This is a genomic window from Streptomyces sp. WMMB303, assembly GCF_029351045.1.
Classification (GTDB): Bacteria; Actinomycetota; Actinomycetes; order Streptomycetales; family Streptomycetaceae; genus Streptomyces.
Genome location: NZ_JARKIN010000001.1, coordinates 1,047,886 through 1,065,188 on the forward strand (window position 1 = coordinate 1,047,886; position 17,303 = coordinate 1,065,188).

The window sequence follows — 17,303 nt, forward strand, 5'->3', positions numbered from 1 at the left end:
CGGCGACGCGCCGCGGCCCGCCGCCGGCCGTCCGGGGCCGGTCAGCCGGGCTCCACCACCACGCGGCCCGTGGTCACGCCGTCGAAGACCCGCTGGACGGCGTCGGCCGCGCCGCCCAGCGGTACGCGCTCGCTCACCAGCGGCTTCACCGCGCCCTCCGCGGCGAGGCGGGTGAGTTCCTCGTGGCAGCGGTCGACGGCGGAGGGCTCCCGCTGCGCGTACAGCCCCCAGTGCAGCCCGAGGACGGAGTAGTTCTTCACCAGCGCGTGGTTGAGGCCGGGGGTGGGCACCGCGCCGCTGGCGAAGCCGACCACCACGATGCGCCCCTCGAAGGCGATGCACTTGGCGGACGCCGCGTAGGCGTCGCCGCCCACCGGGTCGTAGACCACGTCGGCGCCCGCACCGCCGGTGGCATCCTTCACGGCGGCGACCACGTCCGCGCGCCTGCGGTCGACGACGACGTCGCAGCCCAGCTTCCGGGCGACCTCGGCCTTCGCGGCACCGCCCACGACCCCGATCACCCGTGCTCCGGCGGCTTTGCCCAGTTGGACGGCCGCGCTGCCGACGCCGCCCGCGGCTGCGTGCACCAGCAGCGTCTCGCCCTTCCGCAGTCCGGCCCGCCGGTGGAGCCCGAACCAGCCGGTCTGGTAGCCGATGTGCAGTGCGGCGGCCTCGGCGTCGTCCAGCGCTTCGGGCGCGGGACGGGCGCTCTCCTCGGCGACGACGGCCGTCTCACCGAAGGCGCCGCAGGGCAGTACGGGCTGCCCCAGCACCCGCTCCCCCGCCCGGGGCCCGCCGACGATCTCGCCGCAGAGCTCCACGCCGGGGGTGAACGGCAGCGGCGGGCGTACCTGGTACTCGCCCCGGCACAGCATGGCGTCCGGGTAGTTGACGTTCGCGGCCCGGACCCGGACCAGCAGTTGCCCCGGGCCCGGTTCGGGCTCGGGCACCTCTTCCAACCGCATCACCTCGCGCGGTTCGCCGTTGGTGTGGACGCGCCATGCCTGCACGGATGGTCCTTTCGTCGACGGGGGGCCGCGCTCCGCGGCCCCGGGCCCGCTCAGGGCCGCAGCGCCCGCAGCAGCAGATCGGCCAGGTGGTCGGCGACCGCCTGCGGCGTGAGCCGCCCGCCGGGCCGATACCAGCTGCTGAGGTGGTGCACGGAACCGAAGTGGTAGTCCACGACCAGGTCGGCGGGGGTCGCGTCGCTGAACACCCCGGAGCGCCGGCCCTCTTCGATCAGCGCACGGAACCGCTCGTGGTAGCGGCGCCGCTCGGCCCGCACCTGCTTCTGCTTCTCCGGGGAGAGCTGGTGCATCGAGCGGAAGAAGATCATGGCGTCGTCGAGGTTGTCGATGGTGGTGACGACGACGTCCGCCGCGGCCTCCCGCAGCCGCTCCTCCACCGGAGCCGCACGGTCGGCGAGCAGGTCGAGGCGCTCCTGCTGGAGCCGTAGCAGCCGGCCGTAGATCTCGTGGAGCAGATCGTCCTTGGAGCCGAAGTAGTGGTAGAGCGCGCCCTTGGTGACGCCTGCCGCCTCCACGATCTCCTGCACGGAGGTGCGGTCGTACCCCTGTTCGGCGAAGAGGCGGGTGGCGGCCGCCAGCAGCCGCTGCGGTACCGGCGCCCGGGTGTCGTCCCCGCTCCGGGCGCGCGCCGTGCGCGTCCCGCTCCCGCGTACCGGATCTCCCGTACCGGCCTTGGTCGCCATGGCCGCCACCTGCCTCTCACTCATCGTTCACCGACCGGCGCCGCACGGCCGGTCCGGCTGTTCGCTCACGTCGGGGAGCCGTCCTGCCGGGAACGCAGCTCCCGCCGGAGGATCTTGCCACTGGTGGTCTTGGGCAGCTCCCGCAGCACCTCCACCTCACGGGGGTACTTGTAGGCGGCCAGCCGTTCTTTGCAGTAACCGCTCAGCTCCTGCGGAGCGGCGGACGCGCCCTCGCGCAGGCTGACGTACGCCTTGACGGTCTCGCCCCGGTACGCGTGCGGCACCCCGACCACCGCGGCCTCGCGGACGGCCGGGTGGGTGTAGAGCACGTCCTCCACCTCGCGGGGCCAGACCTTGAACCCGGAAGCGTTGATCATGTCCTTCTTGCGGTCGACGACGTACAGCCAGCCGTCCGCGTCCATGAACCCGATGTCCCCGGTGCGCAGTTCGCCGCCGGGCATGCCGGCGGCGGTCTCGGCTGGCCGCCGCCAGTAGCCGGGCACCACCTGCGGGCCACGCACGGCGATCTCGCCCTGCTGCCCGAACGGCACCTCGGCGCCGGTCTCGTCCAGTATCCGCACCACCGTGTCGGGGCCGGGCAGGCCGACGGCCAGCGTGCCGGACTCCGGGTCGACCGGGGCCTGCCTGCCGGGCGGTACCGAGGCGCACGGGGCCGAGCACTCGGTGAGGCCGTAACCGTTGCCGATGTAGGGGCCGAAGGCGGCGCGGAACTTCTCCACCAGCGCGGGGGGCAGCGGCGCGCCGCCGGAGGAGAGGTGGGCGAACGAGGCGAAGTGTTCGCGGGACGCGGCCGGGTGTGCGGCCAGCGCCATGAACGCCGTGGAGGGGCCGACGGTGTAGGCGGGCCGGTGTTCCAGGAAGGCGTCCAGGACGACGCCCGGGTCGAAGCGGTAGGCGAGGGCGAGCGTGCCCTTGTTGGCGATGCAGCCGCAGAGCTGCACGACCGCGCCGGTGATGTGGAAGAGCGGAGCCAGCGCGAAGACGCACGCCCCCTCGGGGATGCCGTGGCCGACACGCTGCCGCTCCGCGTTGTAGGCGAGGTTGGCGTGCGTGTTCATGGCGCCCTTGGGGGCGCCGCTGGTCCCGGAGGTGTAGCTGATCAGGGCGATGTCGTCGCCGGTGAGTCCGCGCCCGGCGGGTGCGGGCGCGCCGGTGCGGGCGACGGCGAGCAGATCCTCGGCGTCCTCGGCGGGCGGGCGCCGGGCGAAGTCGAGCACCCGGGAATCGTCCCGCGTCTGCAGGTCGAGTTCGCAGGCGGTCAGCACCGTGCGCACGGTGCCGCCGGCCGCCACGGCGCGCAGCCGGTCCTCCCAGGCACGGTCCGAGCACACCAGCGCGGCCGCCTCCGCGTCCTGGAGCACATGCGCCACCTCGCGCCCCTTGTACATGGGGTTGACGGGCACGACGGTGGCGCCCGCCTTCCACGCGCCGAGCAGCGCCAGCACATAGTGCGGGCTGTTCTGCAGCATCAGGGCGAGCCGGTCGCCCTTGGCCAGGCCGCGTGCGGCGAGGTGCGCCGCGACCGCGTCGGAGAGCGCGTCGGTCTCGGCGTAGCTGAGCCGGCCGTCGAAGTAGCTGAGTGCGGCCCGGTCCGGTACCTCACGGGCCGCGGCGCGGAAGGCGTGCAGCAGCGTCTGGGGCGGCGTGACGGGGGCGCGTTGGGCCTCGGTGAGCTGGGCGAGCCAGGGCTTGTCCCCGTACCCGGCGGTGGTCGAGGTCATGCGGGCTCCCCCTCCCGCGCCGCGGCGGCGCCCTGCGGTGTCCCGCCGGCCGCGTCCTCGACCTTGCGCTGCAGATGGTTCATGGCGCTCAGCCAGGTGTCGGTCCCGGAGGCACGCGCGGTGTAGTGGCCCTGCGTGGAGGCGTGCGGCAGGACGAGGAAACGCCCGTCGGCGAGCGCGGCGAACAGCGCGTCGGCCACGGCGTCCGGGGCGATGGCGCCGGGTCGCAGCACGAGGTCCCCCGCGACGCCGGTGGCCTCCAGCATGTCGGTGCGTACCCCTTCGGGGCAGACGGCGTGCACCCGCAGGCCTCGGTGCCGGTAGGTGACCGACAGCCACTCGGCGAAGGCGAGTGCCGCGTGCTTGGTGACGCTGTAGGGCGCCGAGCCGACCATCGTCAGCAGTCCGGCCGCCGAAACGGTGGACACGAAGCGGCCCCGCCCGCGCTCCAGCCAGTCCGGCAGCAGTTCGCGCGCGGCCCGGACGTGCGCCATCACGTTGAGGTCCCAGGCCGCGTCCCACTGCGCGTCGGGGGTCTCGGGGCCGCCCTCGGCGCCCAGGCCGGCGTTGGCGCAGAACGTGTCGACGGCACCGCCGAGCGCTTCGCGCGCGGGCGCCACGACGGTGGCGGCGTCCCCGGGAACGGCGATGCCGCCGATCTCCTCGGCGACCGCCCGGGCGCGGCCCGGATCGAGATCGTTGACCGCGACCCGCGCGCCCTCGGCCGCGAATCTGCGGGCGAGGGCGGCTCCGATGCCTCCGCCCGCTCCGGTCACGACGACGGCACTGTCGCGCAAGGACTCCATCGGCTGCGCCTCCCACTCTCCGGGCGTGTGTTCCTACGGCCCCGTTCGGGCGCGGCCGGCGGAAGGGCTCCGCGGCGCCGCGCCCCGGTCGGCAGACTAACCAGTCGGTATGTCATTGCGGAAGGGGTGCCGGCGCCCCTCCCGACGCCGCTTCGGGAACGGCGGCGGCCGCAGGCTCGTTCCTCTGCTGTGGGCGGCGCGCGGCGCCGCGCATGCGTGACCGGTGGAGACCCCGGAAGCGGCTGCGCCCGGTGAGGCGGGGTCGCTCCCCTTACAGGAATAGCGGGCCGCATCCGGGGTAATCCGCCACGCCGAAGCAAGTGCGCGCTCTCCGCGCGAAAAAGCATCGCCGGAGACGGATCCGAACCGCGGGGCGGCACGTCACATCCCCGACGACACGGGTCCTCTCCGCCGGAGGTGGGATGATTGGCCGGTTTCAGAGCGCTCGCCCGACAGGTCCGGGATCCGGACAGAGAACGGTCCCAGCGGCGACAGGCGCTGCGCAAGTGCCTGGAGCGGTTCGCCCCCTACGGACACCGCGCCACCTGGCAGCACCTGTGCAGGAACGCCGGATTCGACCCGGACGACCGCGAACCCGACCCCGCGCTGCTCGTCGCGGCTCTGGAGGAGCTGGAGGAGGCCCGCGCGGTCTGGCTCGCCTACGAGTCCGAAGTCGCCGCCCGCCGCAGGCGGGAGAAGCACAACGGGATCAGGCAGCCGACCGCACTCGACGAGTGGCACCGCAGGACGTGGGGCGGCAGGTCGCTGTTGCGGTGCGATCCGGCCCGGCCGCCGACTCCCCGGCTGGCGGAGGTGCTGCGCCGCATGATCGCCATGCCGGGCGCCGTCCGGGACGCACCCCCCTACCGCCGTGCCCTGCGCATGGAGCGGGGGGCCCGTGCGGAGATCCGCACCGAGGGCACCGGTCGCCGCGAGAGCCGCAATCCGCACCGCACGGGCACCGGTTCCCGGCTCGGGTTCGGCAGCCCGCTGCCCTCCCAGGGCTGAGCGGCCGCGGCCCGCGAATGACCGCGGCGCCCGCCGTCCGGGCCGTACCGGCGGACCGGACGCACCACCGGAGGGGCGCGGCACGAGGCACCGGGACGCGGCACGGGGGGCCGGGACGCGGCACCCGGGCGCGGCGGGCGGCGACGGGCCGGGGTGGCGCCCCGCTGAGCCCTGCTGGCATGCTGACGGGCACGCGCTGAGCGATCGCTTATTCGGCATCTGCTCCGCGACTTAACCAGCGTGGGAGGTTGTTTGCATGGCGGAACCCCAGGTTTTCACGTCGGCCCCGGAGCTGCGCGCCGCAGTCGGCCAAGAGCTGGGCGTCAGCGACTGGCTTGAGGTGGACCAGAAGCGGATCGACCTCTTCGCGGACGCGACCGGCGACCATCAGTGGATCCATGTGGACCCGGAGCGCGCCGCCGAGGGCCCCTTCGGGAGCACCATCGCGCACGGCTATCTGACCCTCTCGCTGCTGCCCGCGCTCGTTCCGCAGATCCTCCGCGTCGAAGGAGTGCGGATGGGCGTCAACTACGGCACGGACAAAGTACGTTTCCCCGCCCCGGTACCCGTCGGCTCCCGGCTGCGCGCCCGGGCGACCCTGGCCGACGTCAGCGAGACGCCGGACGGCGGGGTGCAGGTCGCCGCGCAGGTGACCGTGGAACGGGAGGGCGGCGACAAGCCGGTGTGCGTCGCGGTGAGCCTCAGCCGTTACTACTGGTGAGACCGGCGGGCCGGTGGCCCGCCATCCGCAGGGCGAGATCGGCGTACAGCGCGCCGATCTCGTCCGGCGTCCTGCGGCCCTCCGGGCTGAACCAGCGGGCGACGTCGATGCACAGCGACATCACGGCCAGCGCCGTGCCCCGCAGGTCCGGGATGTCGAACTCCCCGGCCGCCACGCCCTCCTCCAGGACCGCACGCAGAATCTCCTCACTGCGCCTGCGCAGCAGCACGATCCGCGCGTAGTGCTCCTCCCCCAGCGCCGCCAGCTCGTACTGGACGACCCGGGCCGTGGTGTGGTGCTCCGCGTGCCAGCGCACGAACGCGCGGACGGCGCCGGCGAGTCGCTCCGCGCAGTCGGGCGCGCTCGCGACCGCCTCCTCCAGCACCGCGACCGAGCGCTCGTGGCCGACCCTGCTGATGTGGAAGAGCAGCTCTTCCTTGGTCTTGTAGTGGATGTAGAGCGCGGCGGGGCTCATCCCCGCACGTCCTGCGATGTCGCGGGTGGTGGTGGCGTGGAAACCCCGCTCGGCGAACGCCTCCACGGCACCCAGCAGCAGGCGGCGGGCGGCGTCCGGGGTGACGCCGCCGAAGGATTCATCGATCTCACCCGTCGTCATCCGCCCAGCTTACTGCGCACTGAGCGGATGCTTAGCCCGGGCCCCGCCGAGGCCCGGCGGACCTCCGGGCCCGGGTGCGAGAGCGGCCCGAGGCTCAGAAGACCACCAGGGTGCGCCCGCCCCGTCCGGCCCGCATGGCCGCGAACGCGTCCCCGACGCCCTCCAGCCCGACCCGCTCGCTCACCAACGCCCCCAGCTCCAGCCGCCCGTCCCGCACATGCTGGGCCAGCACGGGGACGTCCCGCGCGGGATCGGAGTCACCGTAGACGCAGCCCCGCAGCTCCCGGGCGAAGTGGAAGATCTCCAGCGCCGAGAAGGAGACCTGCTCGTCCTTGCCGCCGATGCCGACCACCACCGCCCGGCCGCCCCGCCGGGTGCAGTCCCAGGCTGCGCGGACGGTCGCGGCCCGCCCCACGCACTCGACGGCCACGTCGGCACCGTAGCCGCCCTCGGTGAGCGCGCGGATCTCCTTGGCGGTCTTCTCGCCCGCCACGACGAAGTCCGTCGCCCCGGCGGCCCGCGCCATCTCCTCCTTCTCCGCGGAGACGTCCACCGCCACGATCTGTCCGGCGCCCGCCAGCCGCGCCGACTGCAAGGTGGCCAGCCCCACCCCGCCCACGCCGAACACCGCGACCGACTCGCCCACCCGCACCCGGGCGCTGTGGTGCACCGCGCCGTACCCGGTGAGCATGGCGCAGCCCAGCAGCGCCGCGTCCTCCAGCGGCACCCCCGGGGGCAGCGGGAGCACGGCGCGGCGCGGCACGACCGTCTCCTCGGCGAAGGCGGCGACGCTCAGCCCGGGGTAGAGGCCGTCGCCGCTGCGGGTGCGCGCGTAGGGGGTGGTGGTGGCGTCGTTGGCCCGCACGCAGAGCCAGGGCTCGGACAGCTGCGCGCAGAAGTGGCACTCGCCGCAGCTCGGTGCCCAGTTGAGGACGACGCGGTCACCGGGGGCGACGTCCCGTACGTCCTCACCCACGGCGACGACGGTTCCCGCACCCTCGTGGCCGAGAACGGCGGGTACCGGCTGCCGCAGGATGCCGTTGGCCAGCGAGAGGTCGGAGTGGCAGACCCCGGCGGCGGCGAGCCGTACCCGCACCTGGCCGGGGCCCGGGTCCGGCAGGACTATCGAGGTGACCTCCAGCGGTGCCGAGACGGCGGGCAGAACGAGGGCGCGAACCATGCGGGCTCCAAGCGGGGTGCGGGACGGGAGTGACCTCGGACGGACCGGCCCGGCGCGGCCGGTGTGGGCGTGGATCTCAGAGCTGGAGGGACTTGGTCTGCAGATATTCCTCCAGGCCGTGCACGCCCAGTTCCCGTCCGACGCCCGACTGCTTGTATCCGCCGAAGGGCGCCAGGGGGTTGAACCGGCCGCCGTTGATGTCGACCTGTCCGGTCTCCATCCGGCGCGCGAAGGCGACGGCCTCCTCCTCGTCCTCGGACCACACGGCGCCGGCCAGGCCGTAGACGGTGCCGTTGGCGATCCGCAGCGCGTCCTCGGTGTCCTCGTATGCCAGCAGGGACAGGACGGGGCCGAAGATCTCCTCCTGGGCGATGGTCATCCCGGGGGTGACGTCGGCGAAGACGGTGGGCCGGACGTAGTGGCCGCGCTCCGCGCCCTCGGGGGGCTCGGCGCCGCCGGCCACGAGCCGGGCGCCCTCCTTGCTGCCGCGTTCGATGTAACCGGTGACCCTCGCGCGCTGCGCGGCGTTGACGAGGGGGCCGACCCGGGTGGCCTCGTCCAGCGGGTCACCGGTGGTGTACTTGGCGGTGGCTTCGGCTGCCAGCCGTACGGCCTCCTCGTAGCGCTCGGAGTCCACCAGCATCCGGGTCCAGGCGCTGCACGTCTGCCCGGAGTTGGCCATCACGTTGGCGACGCCGACCTTCACGGCCTTCGCCAGGTCGGCACCGGGCAGGATGACGTTGGCCGATTTGCCGCCGAGTTCGAGCGCGACGCGCTTGACGCCGGAGGCGGCCGCCGCACCGATGCGGCGGCCGACGGCGGTGGAGCCGGTGAAGGAGAGCAGGTCGATGTCCTCGTGCTCGGCCAGCGCCTGTCCGGCGATCGGGCCGAGCCCGGTGACCAGGTTGAAGACCCCGGCGGGCACCCCCGCCTCGTCGACGGCTTCCGCGAACAGCTGGGCGACCAGCGGGGTGTCCTCGGCCGGTTTGAGCACCATGGTGCAGCCGGCGGCGAGGGCCGGTGCGGCCTTGGCCACGATCTGGTGCAGCGGGTAGTTCCACGGGGTGATGGCACCGACGACTCCGACCGGCTCGCGCAGCACCAGGGAGTTGCCCAGCCGCTCCTCGAAGGAGTACTCGGCGGCGAGCTCCGCGTAGCCGGTGCACACGGCGATCGGCACGGCGGCGTGCACCTTCTGCGAGAGGGTGAGCGGGGAGCCGAGTTCGGCGGTGACGGTCCGGGCGATCTCCTCACGCCGGTCGGTGAGGATCCGCCGGAGCGCGTCCAGCCGCGCGGCGCGTTCCGCCGGCGGGGTGGCGGCCCAGCCGGGCAGCGCCGCGCGGGCGGCGCGCACGGCTGCCGCGACGTCCTCGGGTCCGCCCGCGGGGACGGTGGCCAGGAGGGTTCCGTCGGCGGGGTTGGTGACCTCGATCGTCCCGGTGCCCGCGGCGGGGCGCCAGGCGCCGTCGATGTACATGCCGTCGTGTGCCTTCATGGGGCAAACCTACTGTCGGGTCAGCAAGGTGTCAGCACGGCGTCGGGGTGCCCTGGGTCACCGGGGCCGGTGGCACCGCCCGGCCCCCCGGCGCGTCCGACGGGCACGCGTGGCGGCGTTGACGGAGATCCCTGTTATTCCTATGGTCACCCATAGGAATCCATGATGCGGCGGGAGTTGGCGATGGGCCAGGGCACCGAGAGCACCACCAGCAGCACCGGCACCTCCGCCGACCAGGCACGGGACCGGGCGCGCGGCACAGCCGAGCGCCTGACCTACCAGGCCGGGTTCGGCAACGAGCACAGCAGCGAGGCGGAGCCGGGCGCGTTGCCCCTCGGCCGCAACTCCCCCCAGCGGGCGCCGCTGGGCCTGTACGCGGAGCAGTTGAGTGGCAGCGCCTTCACCGAGCCCCGGGCGCACAACCGCCGCTCGTGGCTCTACCGCATCCGCCCCTCGGCGGCGCACCCACGCTTCGTCCGCACGGACAACGGCGGCCTGCGGAGCGCCCCCTTCGAGGAGACGGAGCCCGATCCCAACCGGCTGCGCTGGGGCCCGCTGCCCGATCCTCCCCCGAGCTCTTCGAGCAAGGGGTACCCCCAGGGCACCGACTTCCTGGCCGGGCTCTGGACGCTCGGCGGCAACGGCGACGCACGGCAGCGCAGCGGTATGGCCGTACATCTGTACGCCGCCAACGTGTCCATGACCGACCGGGTGTTCAGCGACGCGGACGGCGAACTGCTGATCGTCCCCGAGCGCGGCGGACTGCTGCTGCACACCGAGTTCGGGCCGCTGAGCGCGGCCCCGGGGCATGTGGCGCTGATCCCGCGCGGGGTGCGCTTCCGGGTGGAGCTGCTGGAGGAGAGCGCGCGCGGGTACGTCTGCGAGAACTACGGCCGCCCCTTCGTCCTGCCCGACCTGGGGCCGATCGGCGCCAATGGGCTCGCCAACGCGCGGGACTTCCTGGCCCCCACGGCCGCGTACGAGGACGTGGAGCAACCGGTGGAGGTGGTCAACAAGTTCTGCGGCAACCTGTGGAAGGCCGTCTACGACCACTCGCCGCTGGACGTCGTGGCCTGGCACGGCAACCATCTGCCCTACGTCTACGATCTGCGCCGCTTCAACGTGCTGGGCAGCATCAGCTACGACCATCCCGACCCCTCGATCTTCACCGTGCTGACCTCGCCCTCGGACACTCCGGGCCTGGCCGGGGTGGACTTCGTGGTCTTCGCACCCCGCTGGCTGGTGGGCGAGGACACCTTCCGGCCGCCGTACTTCCACCGCAACGTGATGAGCGAGTACATGGGCCTGATCGAGGGCGCCTACGACGCCAAGGCAGGCGGCGCCGGCGGCTTCGTGCCGGGCGGGGGTTCGCTGCACAACATGATGTCGGCGCACGGCCCCGACCGGGAGACCTTCGAACGGGCCTCGGCCGCCGAGCTGGCACCGCAGAAGATCGACGACGGGCTGGCCTTCATGTTCGAGACACGCTGGCCGGTCACGCTCACCGGGCAGGCCGCGGGCGCCGCACACCTGCAGGCGGACTACGACGCGGTGTGGCAGGGTCTTGAGCGCCACTTCCCGGCTCCCTGATGTCCCCGGTCCCGTGGAGGCACGCCCCATGACGACGCTGTTCACCCCCGACTCCGTCGAGCTGAACCGGAAGCTGCCCCTCTGGTACCAGGTCTCCCAGTCCCTCCGCGCCTCCATACTCGGCCGTCCACCGCAGGCGCCGGACCGGCTGCCGCCCGAGGACCGGCTGGCCGAGCACTACGGCGTCAGTGTGCTGACCATGCGCCAGGCTCTCAAGGAGCTGGAGACGGAGGGGCTGATCAGCCGGCACCGGCGGCGCGGCACCTTCATCGAAGCGGAGGCGCGCCGGGCCCGACCGGTGCGGCTGCTCGGTTCGGTGGACACGATCGTCGCCCAGCAGTCCGGTGAACCCACCACGCTGCTGGGCCACGGACCGGAGCCGGTCCCCGCCGAGCTGGCCGAGTACTTCCCCGGCCGGCAGGAGGCGATGGCCTACCGGCGGCTGCGCTGCGAACGGGAGAGCGGCGAACCGACCAACTGGGCCTGCAACCTCATCCGCAGCGACGTCGCCGACCACATCGATCCGGCGGATCTGCGCCGGGACTGGCCGATGACGAAGGTGCTGCGGGACGCCGTGGGGGTGCGGATCAGCAGGATCACGGACACGGTCGAGGCGCGGCTGGCCGATCCGGAGACGGCCCGGCTGCTGCGGGTGCCGCTGCTGAGTCCGATCCTGCACTACACGGGAGTGACCTACGACGCGGAGGGCCGCGTGGTGGACGTGGTCCGCATCCACTACCGGGGGGATCGCTTCGCCTTCTCCGTGACGCTGGAGAACCTGGCGGACCACGACGACCGGATGTGACGGGTGCGGCGGGCCGGGGAGCCGGGACAGGGTGCGAGTACGGGAGGCACGAGGGGGAACGGCCGCCGGGACGTTCCGCGGAGGATCCGCGGACTCCGCGAGGGAGCAGTCCGGCGGCCGCCTTCAGCCCCGCTCGCCGAACAGCGTGCGGCGCAGCTTGCGCAGCGGGGCGAAGAGGGAGACCCGCGCACCGCGGTTGCGCGTGCGGCTGTGCAGCGCGTCGCGCTGCGTGATCTCCCGCATCAGCGTGGTCGCGTCCTCCGCCTCGCGCGGTGGGACGGCGGGACCCGCGAGCACGGAGAGGTGCCGGTCGAGGCGCGAACTCGTCGCGCCGGTACCGCATTTGATCGCGGGCACCCGCGCCCTGCTGCCGACTGTTATCTGTTCCATGTCACTCCCCACCCGTACGAGGGCACCCGGCCCGGGCAGAGTAACCCTATCTCCCGACTACGACATGCGTGTATCCCGGCCACAGCATTCACCTGCCCCACAAGGCTGTTGACGCACACGGTACGCCGTCCGGGCAACTGACCGGCACCCCGGGAAGCTCCGCGAACCAGGACGAACCAGCCGCATTTCGGGAGGCGTCGGGCGCACACAGGGGGCGGACGGGTTTCCGGGGTGCGCGGGTGACGCGCCGCGAAACCCGCGTGCGAGTGCCGCCGCCATGCCGGATCATGGCGGTCATGAGTACCGACCGCCGACCCGACCAGAGGAGCGCGGCCCTGGCTTCCGAGACCTCGACGACGCCTCCGACCACCTCCGCACCCGGCACCGCGGCGGCGACCGCGGCCGGAAGCGGCGCACCGGCACCGACCGCGCCCGAACGGGCTCTGGTGCCGCGGCTGCAGATCGACGACAGCGACTCCACCGGTGACATCATCGACGCCCTCTTCCTGGGCCGCTTCACCCTCGGGGAACAGCCGTACTCGCGCAGCCACACCGTCGACCGCGTCAAGAAGGGGCGCACCCTGCTGCCGCCGGGAGCGCACATCCTGCGGGAGGCCAAGGACGACAACTCCGGCACGGTACTGGCCGAGGGAGAGGGCTGGACCGCGCGGGTCTCGCGGTGGAACCGGGGCGCCGAGGTCACGGTCACGGCGGTCACCGACGAACTGGCCGAACAGCGGCTGCGGCAGGCCGTGGACGGCGCGGAGGACGAACCCGAGCCGCAGGAGGACCAGGTGTCCATGGGGTTCTGGTACCACTCCCCCATGCGCGGCCCGCGCCGCACCTCCCGCACCATCAGCGCCGGCGCCTGGTCGGACGTGCGGCAGAACTACACCGCGCGGGTGGCCACCACCATGGACGACCTGATGAAGGTCACCCCGGACGAGATCTCCGGACGCCTGCTGCTGCTGCACGGCCCGCCCGGCACCGGCAAGACCTCCGCACTGCGCACGCTGGCCCGGTCCTGGAGCGAGTGGTGCCAGGTGGACTGCGTCCTGGACCCCGAGCATCTGTTCAACAACATCGGCTATCTGATGGACATCGCCATCGGCTCGGACGACTCCGACCCGGAATCCGGCCGCTGGCGCCTGCTGCTCCTGGAGGACTGCGACGAACTCATCCGCGGCGAGGCCAAGTACGCGGCGGGGCAGGCGCTCTCCCGGCTGCTGAACCTCACCGACGGGCTGCTGGGCCAGGGCCGCAACGTGCTGGTGGGCGTCACCACGAACGAGGACCTGGAGCGGCTGCACCCCGCGGTGGTGCGGCCCGGTCGGTGCCTGGCCCGGATCGAGGTGGGCTCCCTCAGCCGCGAGGAGGCGGTCGCCTGGCTCGGCACCGAGGACGGCGTCGGCCGCGACGGCGCCACCCTCGCGGAGCTCTACGCCCGGAAGAAGGGCAAGCGGCCCGCCGATGTCCCCGGCCAGGAGCGGGAGAGCGCGGGCCTGTACCTGTGACCGCCGGGCGGCGGCCCGGCCTCCGGCCTGTGACCGCCCCGCACGCGGGGCGGGCCCCCAGGGGCCCGGCGCCGCCCGCGCGGACAACCATCGGCGGCACTCGGGGGTCTGACCCCACGACAGTTCGCCCAGGGGGAGGACCCACCATGCGTACTCGCTCCGCCGCCGGCGCGGCCACCGCCGCCGCCCTCGTCCTGCTCACCGCCGCGACGGCCACCGCCGCCGCTGCCCCGTCCCGGACCGCGGCACCGGGCTTCCTGACCGCCGACGACCTGCCCCCGCACGCCACATCCCCCTGGTACCAGGGTGCGGTCACCAAGGGCCTGCCGGACCCGGAGCCCTTCTGCGTGGACGGTGCGGTGCCCGACACCTCCGCCACCCACCACCGCCTCTTCGGCACCGACTACGACACCCACGCCTCCCAGGTCGCCACCACGACCGCGTCCGTGAAGGCGGCGGACAAACTCGCCGCGAAACTGGCGGACCGCGCGGCGGGCTGCGCCGCCGACTGGCTGCGGGACCACCCCGGCAGCACGGCTTCCTGGGACGACTACGGCACGGTCGACGCCGGGGACGGCGCACACCTCTACGGCGTGCACACCGCGCCGCCGGAGTCGGAGCACGGCGTGAACCTGTTCGCGGTGATCCGCAAGGGCACGAAGGTCACCGTGGTGCGCTGGGCCGAGATGGGCACCCTGCCGGACGCCCCGGTCGCCGCGTTCCGCACCACCGCCACCAAGGCGGCGGCCCGCCTCTGATCCCCGGCGCGGCCGGGTCCGTCGCGCCGGCCCGCGGCCGGCGGGGGGGGAGCGGCCGGGCTACCCGCCGTACTGGGCGCGCAGCGCGTCCCGGACGGCGGACAGCGCAGCGTCCCGGCCGGCGTCCAACCGCGCCGCCCGGGCGGCGAACGCCTGTGCCGCCTCGGCCAGTTCCCGCTCGGCGACCCCGCCGGGGGCGGCGATGAACGTGCCGTTGCGCCCCCGGGTCTCGATGACGCCGTCGGCCTCCAGCGCGCGGTACGCCTTGGCGACCGTGTTCGCGGCGAGGCCCAGTTCCTCCGCGAGGCCCCGCACGGTGGGGAGTTTGTAGCCGGTGGGCAGGTCCCCGCCGCGTGCGAGCGCGGCGATCCGGGCCCGCACCTGTTCATAGGGCGCTTCCGGCGCGTCGGGGTCGAGGTCGATGTCCAGGGCGTTCGTGGGGTTCGGCGGCACAGGTCCTCCGGGGAGCGAGCGGGTACGGGCCGATTCTCCCTCACCCCGGGGAATCCGGAGGCGCCGCGCCGCGCCGCCGACGTAGCCTCCCCGCCATGACGTCCCGGATCCGCATCTTCAGCCCCGACGCCCCCGACGACGCCCGGTCGGTGGCCGCGGTCCGCCGCGCGACGGTCCCGTATCTGGTGTGCACGGCCGAGACGGTCGCCTGGGAGGCGGCGCAGGCGCCCGCGGGGCAGCGTCGGCGGCTGCTGATGGCCGAGGACGCGGACGGCACGGTCACGGGGTGCGCGGAAGCGGGCCTGGTCGCGGGGAGCGTGGAGCCGGGGCAGGGCTTTCTGCACACGGCGGTACCGCCCGGCCGCCGGGGCCGGGGCGCGGGCTCGGCCCTGGTGGCCGCGGGCGAGGCGTATCTGGCGGAGCTGGCGGTGCGGCGGGTGCACAGCTGGGTCGCCGCTGACGGCCACGCCGCCGGGTTCGCCGAGCGGCGCGGTTACGCCCCTTCCCGGCAGGCGCACTTCCTCGGACGCGAGTTGGACCGCGCCGCTCTGCCGGAGCTGCCCGATCCGCTGCCGCCGGGCGTGACCCTGCACCGGGTCGCCGAGTTCGCCGACGCTCTGCGGCCGCTGTACGAAGCCGACACCGAGTGCGCCGAGGACGAGCCGGGCGACGTGCCCGTGGGCCGGACGCCGTACGCGCAGTGGCTGCGGCACAACTGGCAGCGGCCCGACTGGAACGCCGAGCTGAGCAGCGTGGCGCTGGTGGACGGGCGGCTAGCGGCCTACAGCGTCGCGCAGACCGACGGGGTGGACCGCTACTGGTCGGGAATGACGGGCACCCGGCGTGCCTTCCGCGGCCGAGGGCTGGCGCGGCTGGCCAAACTGGCCGCGCTGCGGCGGGCCCGCGCGGCGGGCTACCGGCACGCCTACACGGGGAACGACGCGACGAACGCGCCCATGCTGGCCGTCAACCGACGTCTGGGCTACGCGGAGGTCGCCACCGAGTGGCGGTGCGTCAAGCGGCTCTGACGCGCCGCCGCCCCGGTCCGGGCGGCGGCCCCGGTCTCACAGCGCCGAGCGGTTCCCGGTGTCCACGGCGGCCGTGGCGTCCGCGGCCGCCGTGGCGGCTCCCCTTACCTGGTCGGCGGTGAGCGCGTACCCGTTTCCCGCGTCCGTGGTCGAGCGCGCGAACACGACGCCGTACACCCGCCCGTCGGAGGTCAGCAGCGGTCCGCCGGAGTTGCCCGGGCGGACCTGGGAGCGGATGGCGTAGATGTCGCGGGTGGTCAGCGAGCCTCCGTAGATGTCCTGGCCGCGCGCCGGGGTGCGGGCCGCCACGGCCGCTGCGCGCAGATCGAGGCCGCCGTTCTCCGGATAGCCGGCCACCACGGCCCGGTCGCCCCGGCCGGCGTCCCCCGCGAACCGCAGCGCCGGCGCCTCCAGGCCCGGCACGTGCAGGACGGCGATGTCCTTGTCCGGGTCGAAGAGGACGACCCGGGCCGGGTAGGGGCGGCCGACGCCGCCGACCCGAACGGTCGGCGCGTCGACACCGGCGACGACGTGCGCGTTGGTCATCACATGGCCGCGGGCGTAGACGAACCCGCTGCCCTCCTGCCCCTGCCTGCCGTCCCGCACGTCGGCGACGCCCTCGACCTTGACCGTGCTGCGCTGTGCGGCGGAGGTCGCCGCCGCGGTGACCGCGTCCCCGGACGGCTGCGGCACGGACGCGCCCGGCTCCTGCTCGAAGGGGTTGAAGACCGGCGGGAAGCCCGCCGTGGTGAGCGCGCCGGTGGCGCAGTTGAACCAGGTCGCCGCGCTGTCGGGCATCCGCTCGTGCACCCCCTCCAGCAGCGCGGAGCCCCGTATGGCCTGGTTGAGCGCGGGCGAGGGGGAGGCGGCGAGCGCACTGCCCGCCATCCAGCCGACGACGAGGACGGCGACGACGTTGACGAGGGCACCGCCTGCTCCGTCCACCCAGCGCGCGGGGGTCCGGCGGAGCGCGTGGCGTATCCGCCAGGCGAGCTGCGAGGCCAGCGCGTGCCCGGCCAGCGCGGGCACCAGCACGGTCAGCAGCGCGAGCAGAGTGGCGGTGGTGGTGCCGCGCTCCACGAGGCGGAGGGCATAGGGGAGCAGCCACACGCCGAGAGAGGCGCCCCCGACGAACCCTGCGAGCGACACCAGGCCCGCGACCAGCCCCCGGTGGAATCCGGAACCGGCGTAGGCGAGCGCCGCGACGATCAGGAGCAGATCCAGCAGGTTCACGGGCCGCTCCCTCCCTTCGGGCGCCGGGTGTCCGCCCCGGGCCGCGGCGGTATCCGCGGGCGGCCGGGCGGGCATTCCGGATGACAACGCACGTTCCGGGATGACAACGCTTAGGCCCGGTTCGCGGTTCCGCACGGGTGCTGCGGCCGGAAGTCTGTCGGGGTGCTTAGACCCGCCTTAAGTGATCCCTAAGGATCCCGGCAGCGGCCGCCGACAGGCGGTTGCGGGCCCTCGGCGTGGCTAACGTGCCGGT

General features: G+C 74.0%; 17 protein-coding genes. 7 read left to right on the forward strand and 10 right to left on the reverse strand.

What is annotated here, in order from left to right:
* Positions 1 to 41: 41 nt before the first annotated feature.
* Genes P2424_RS04825 through P2424_RS04840 form a run of 4 tightly spaced genes read right to left on the reverse strand, consistent with a single transcriptional unit; the run spans position 42 to position 4,259 of the window.
* Positions 42 to 1,010: an NADPH:quinone oxidoreductase family protein gene (locus P2424_RS04825; RefSeq protein WP_276474550.1), complete on the reverse strand. Its 969-nt coding sequence runs from the start codon at positions 1,008 to 1,010 to the stop codon at positions 42 to 44.
* Between the two features lie 50 nt (positions 1,011 to 1,060).
* The gene (locus tag P2424_RS04830) at positions 1,061 to 1,735 is read right to left on the reverse strand and encodes a TetR/AcrR family transcriptional regulator (RefSeq protein WP_276474551.1); all 675 of its coding nucleotides are present in this window, start codon (positions 1,733 to 1,735) and stop codon (positions 1,061 to 1,063) included.
* Positions 1,736 to 1,776: 41 nt separating this feature from the next.
* Positions 1,777 to 3,453 (reverse strand): AMP-binding protein, encoded by a 1,677-nt coding sequence (locus P2424_RS04835; RefSeq protein WP_276474552.1) that lies wholly within the window; start codon positions 3,451 to 3,453, stop codon positions 1,777 to 1,779.
* Positions 3,450 to 4,259 carry an SDR family NAD(P)-dependent oxidoreductase gene (locus P2424_RS04840; RefSeq protein ID WP_276474553.1) on the reverse strand — a complete coding sequence of 270 codons (810 nt, stop codon included), beginning with the start codon at positions 4,257 to 4,259 and terminating at the stop codon, positions 3,450 to 3,452. The genes P2424_RS04835 and P2424_RS04840 overlap by 4 nt, the downstream gene beginning before the upstream one ends.
* A gap of 426 nt (positions 4,260 to 4,685) precedes the next feature.
* On the opposite strand from P2424_RS04840, the gene P2424_RS04845 reads away from it, so the two are divergent.
* Both P2424_RS04845 and P2424_RS04850 read left to right on the forward strand, forming a co-directional pair.
* Complete coding sequence (locus P2424_RS04845) at positions 4,686 to 5,267, forward strand: hypothetical protein (protein WP_276474554.1); 582 nt, start codon at positions 4,686 to 4,688, stop codon at positions 5,265 to 5,267.
* A 256-nt stretch (positions 5,268 to 5,523) separates the two neighbouring features.
* A complete protein-coding gene (locus tag P2424_RS04850) occupies positions 5,524 to 5,988 on the forward strand; it encodes a MaoC family dehydratase (RefSeq protein WP_019355358.1) in 465 nt (154 codons plus the stop codon).
* On the opposite strand, the gene P2424_RS04855 is transcribed toward P2424_RS04850, so the two are convergent.
* The 3 genes from P2424_RS04855 to P2424_RS04865 all read right to left on the reverse strand — a co-directional run bounded on the left by P2424_RS04855 (position 5,969) and on the right by P2424_RS04865 (position 9,279).
* On the reverse strand, positions 5,969 to 6,604 hold the full coding sequence (locus tag P2424_RS04855; protein WP_276474555.1) for a TetR/AcrR family transcriptional regulator: 636 nt from the start codon (positions 6,602 to 6,604) through the stop codon (positions 5,969 to 5,971). The genes P2424_RS04850 and P2424_RS04855 overlap by 20 nt on opposite strands.
* A gap of 94 nt (positions 6,605 to 6,698) precedes the next feature.
* Positions 6,699 to 7,784 (reverse strand): zinc-binding dehydrogenase, encoded by a 1,086-nt coding sequence (locus tag P2424_RS04860; protein ID WP_276474556.1) that lies wholly within the window; start codon positions 7,782 to 7,784, stop codon positions 6,699 to 6,701.
* A 76-nt stretch (positions 7,785 to 7,860) separates the two neighbouring features.
* Positions 7,861 to 9,279 carry an aldehyde dehydrogenase family protein gene (locus P2424_RS04865; protein WP_276474557.1) on the reverse strand — a complete coding sequence of 473 codons (1,419 nt, stop codon included), beginning with the start codon at positions 9,277 to 9,279 and terminating at the stop codon, positions 7,861 to 7,863.
* A gap of 183 nt (positions 9,280 to 9,462) precedes the next feature.
* On the opposite strand from P2424_RS04865, the gene hmgA reads away from it, so the two are divergent.
* Together hmgA and P2424_RS04875 are read left to right on the forward strand one after the other, a co-directional pair.
* Positions 9,463 to 10,869: a homogentisate 1,2-dioxygenase gene (hmgA, locus tag P2424_RS04870; RefSeq protein WP_276474558.1), complete on the forward strand. Its 1,407-nt coding sequence runs from the start codon at positions 9,463 to 9,465 to the stop codon at positions 10,867 to 10,869.
* 28 nt (positions 10,870 to 10,897) lie between these two features.
* Positions 10,898 to 11,674, forward strand: a complete 777-nt coding sequence (locus P2424_RS04875; RefSeq protein WP_276474559.1) for a GntR family transcriptional regulator — start codon at positions 10,898 to 10,900, stop codon at positions 11,672 to 11,674.
* Between the two features lie 123 nt (positions 11,675 to 11,797).
* Here the strand turns inward: P2424_RS04875 and P2424_RS04880 are convergent, their stop codons facing one another.
* The gene (locus tag P2424_RS04880; protein WP_037705985.1) at positions 11,798 to 12,064 is read right to left on the reverse strand and encodes a hypothetical protein; all 267 of its coding nucleotides are present in this window, start codon (positions 12,062 to 12,064) and stop codon (positions 11,798 to 11,800) included.
* A 296-nt stretch (positions 12,065 to 12,360) separates the two neighbouring features.
* Between P2424_RS04880 and P2424_RS04885 the strand changes: the two genes are divergently transcribed.
* Positions 12,361 to 13,578, forward strand: coding sequence for a DUF5925 domain-containing protein (locus P2424_RS04885; protein WP_276474560.1), 1,218 nt, complete (start codon positions 12,361 to 12,363; stop codon positions 13,576 to 13,578).
* A 146-nt stretch (positions 13,579 to 13,724) separates the two neighbouring features.
* The gene (locus P2424_RS04890; RefSeq protein WP_276474561.1) at positions 13,725 to 14,336 is read left to right on the forward strand and encodes a hypothetical protein; all 612 of its coding nucleotides are present in this window, start codon (positions 13,725 to 13,727) and stop codon (positions 14,334 to 14,336) included.
* Between the two features lie 60 nt (positions 14,337 to 14,396).
* On the opposite strand, the gene P2424_RS04895 is transcribed toward P2424_RS04890, so the two are convergent.
* Positions 14,397 to 14,789: a GntR family transcriptional regulator gene (locus tag P2424_RS04895; RefSeq protein ID WP_276474562.1), complete on the reverse strand. Its 393-nt coding sequence runs from the start codon at positions 14,787 to 14,789 to the stop codon at positions 14,397 to 14,399.
* Positions 14,790 to 14,884: 95 nt separating this feature from the next.
* Between P2424_RS04895 and P2424_RS04900 the strand changes: the two genes are divergently transcribed.
* Complete coding sequence (locus tag P2424_RS04900) at positions 14,885 to 15,817, forward strand: GNAT family N-acetyltransferase (protein WP_276474563.1); 933 nt, start codon at positions 14,885 to 14,887, stop codon at positions 15,815 to 15,817.
* Between the two features lie 36 nt (positions 15,818 to 15,853).
* Here the strand turns inward: P2424_RS04900 and P2424_RS04905 are convergent, their stop codons facing one another.
* Entirely contained in the window at positions 15,854 to 17,050 is a 1,197-nt protein-coding gene (locus tag P2424_RS04905) for a MarP family serine protease (RefSeq protein ID WP_276474564.1), read from the reverse strand.
* Between the last annotated feature and the right edge of the window lie 253 nt (positions 17,051 to 17,303).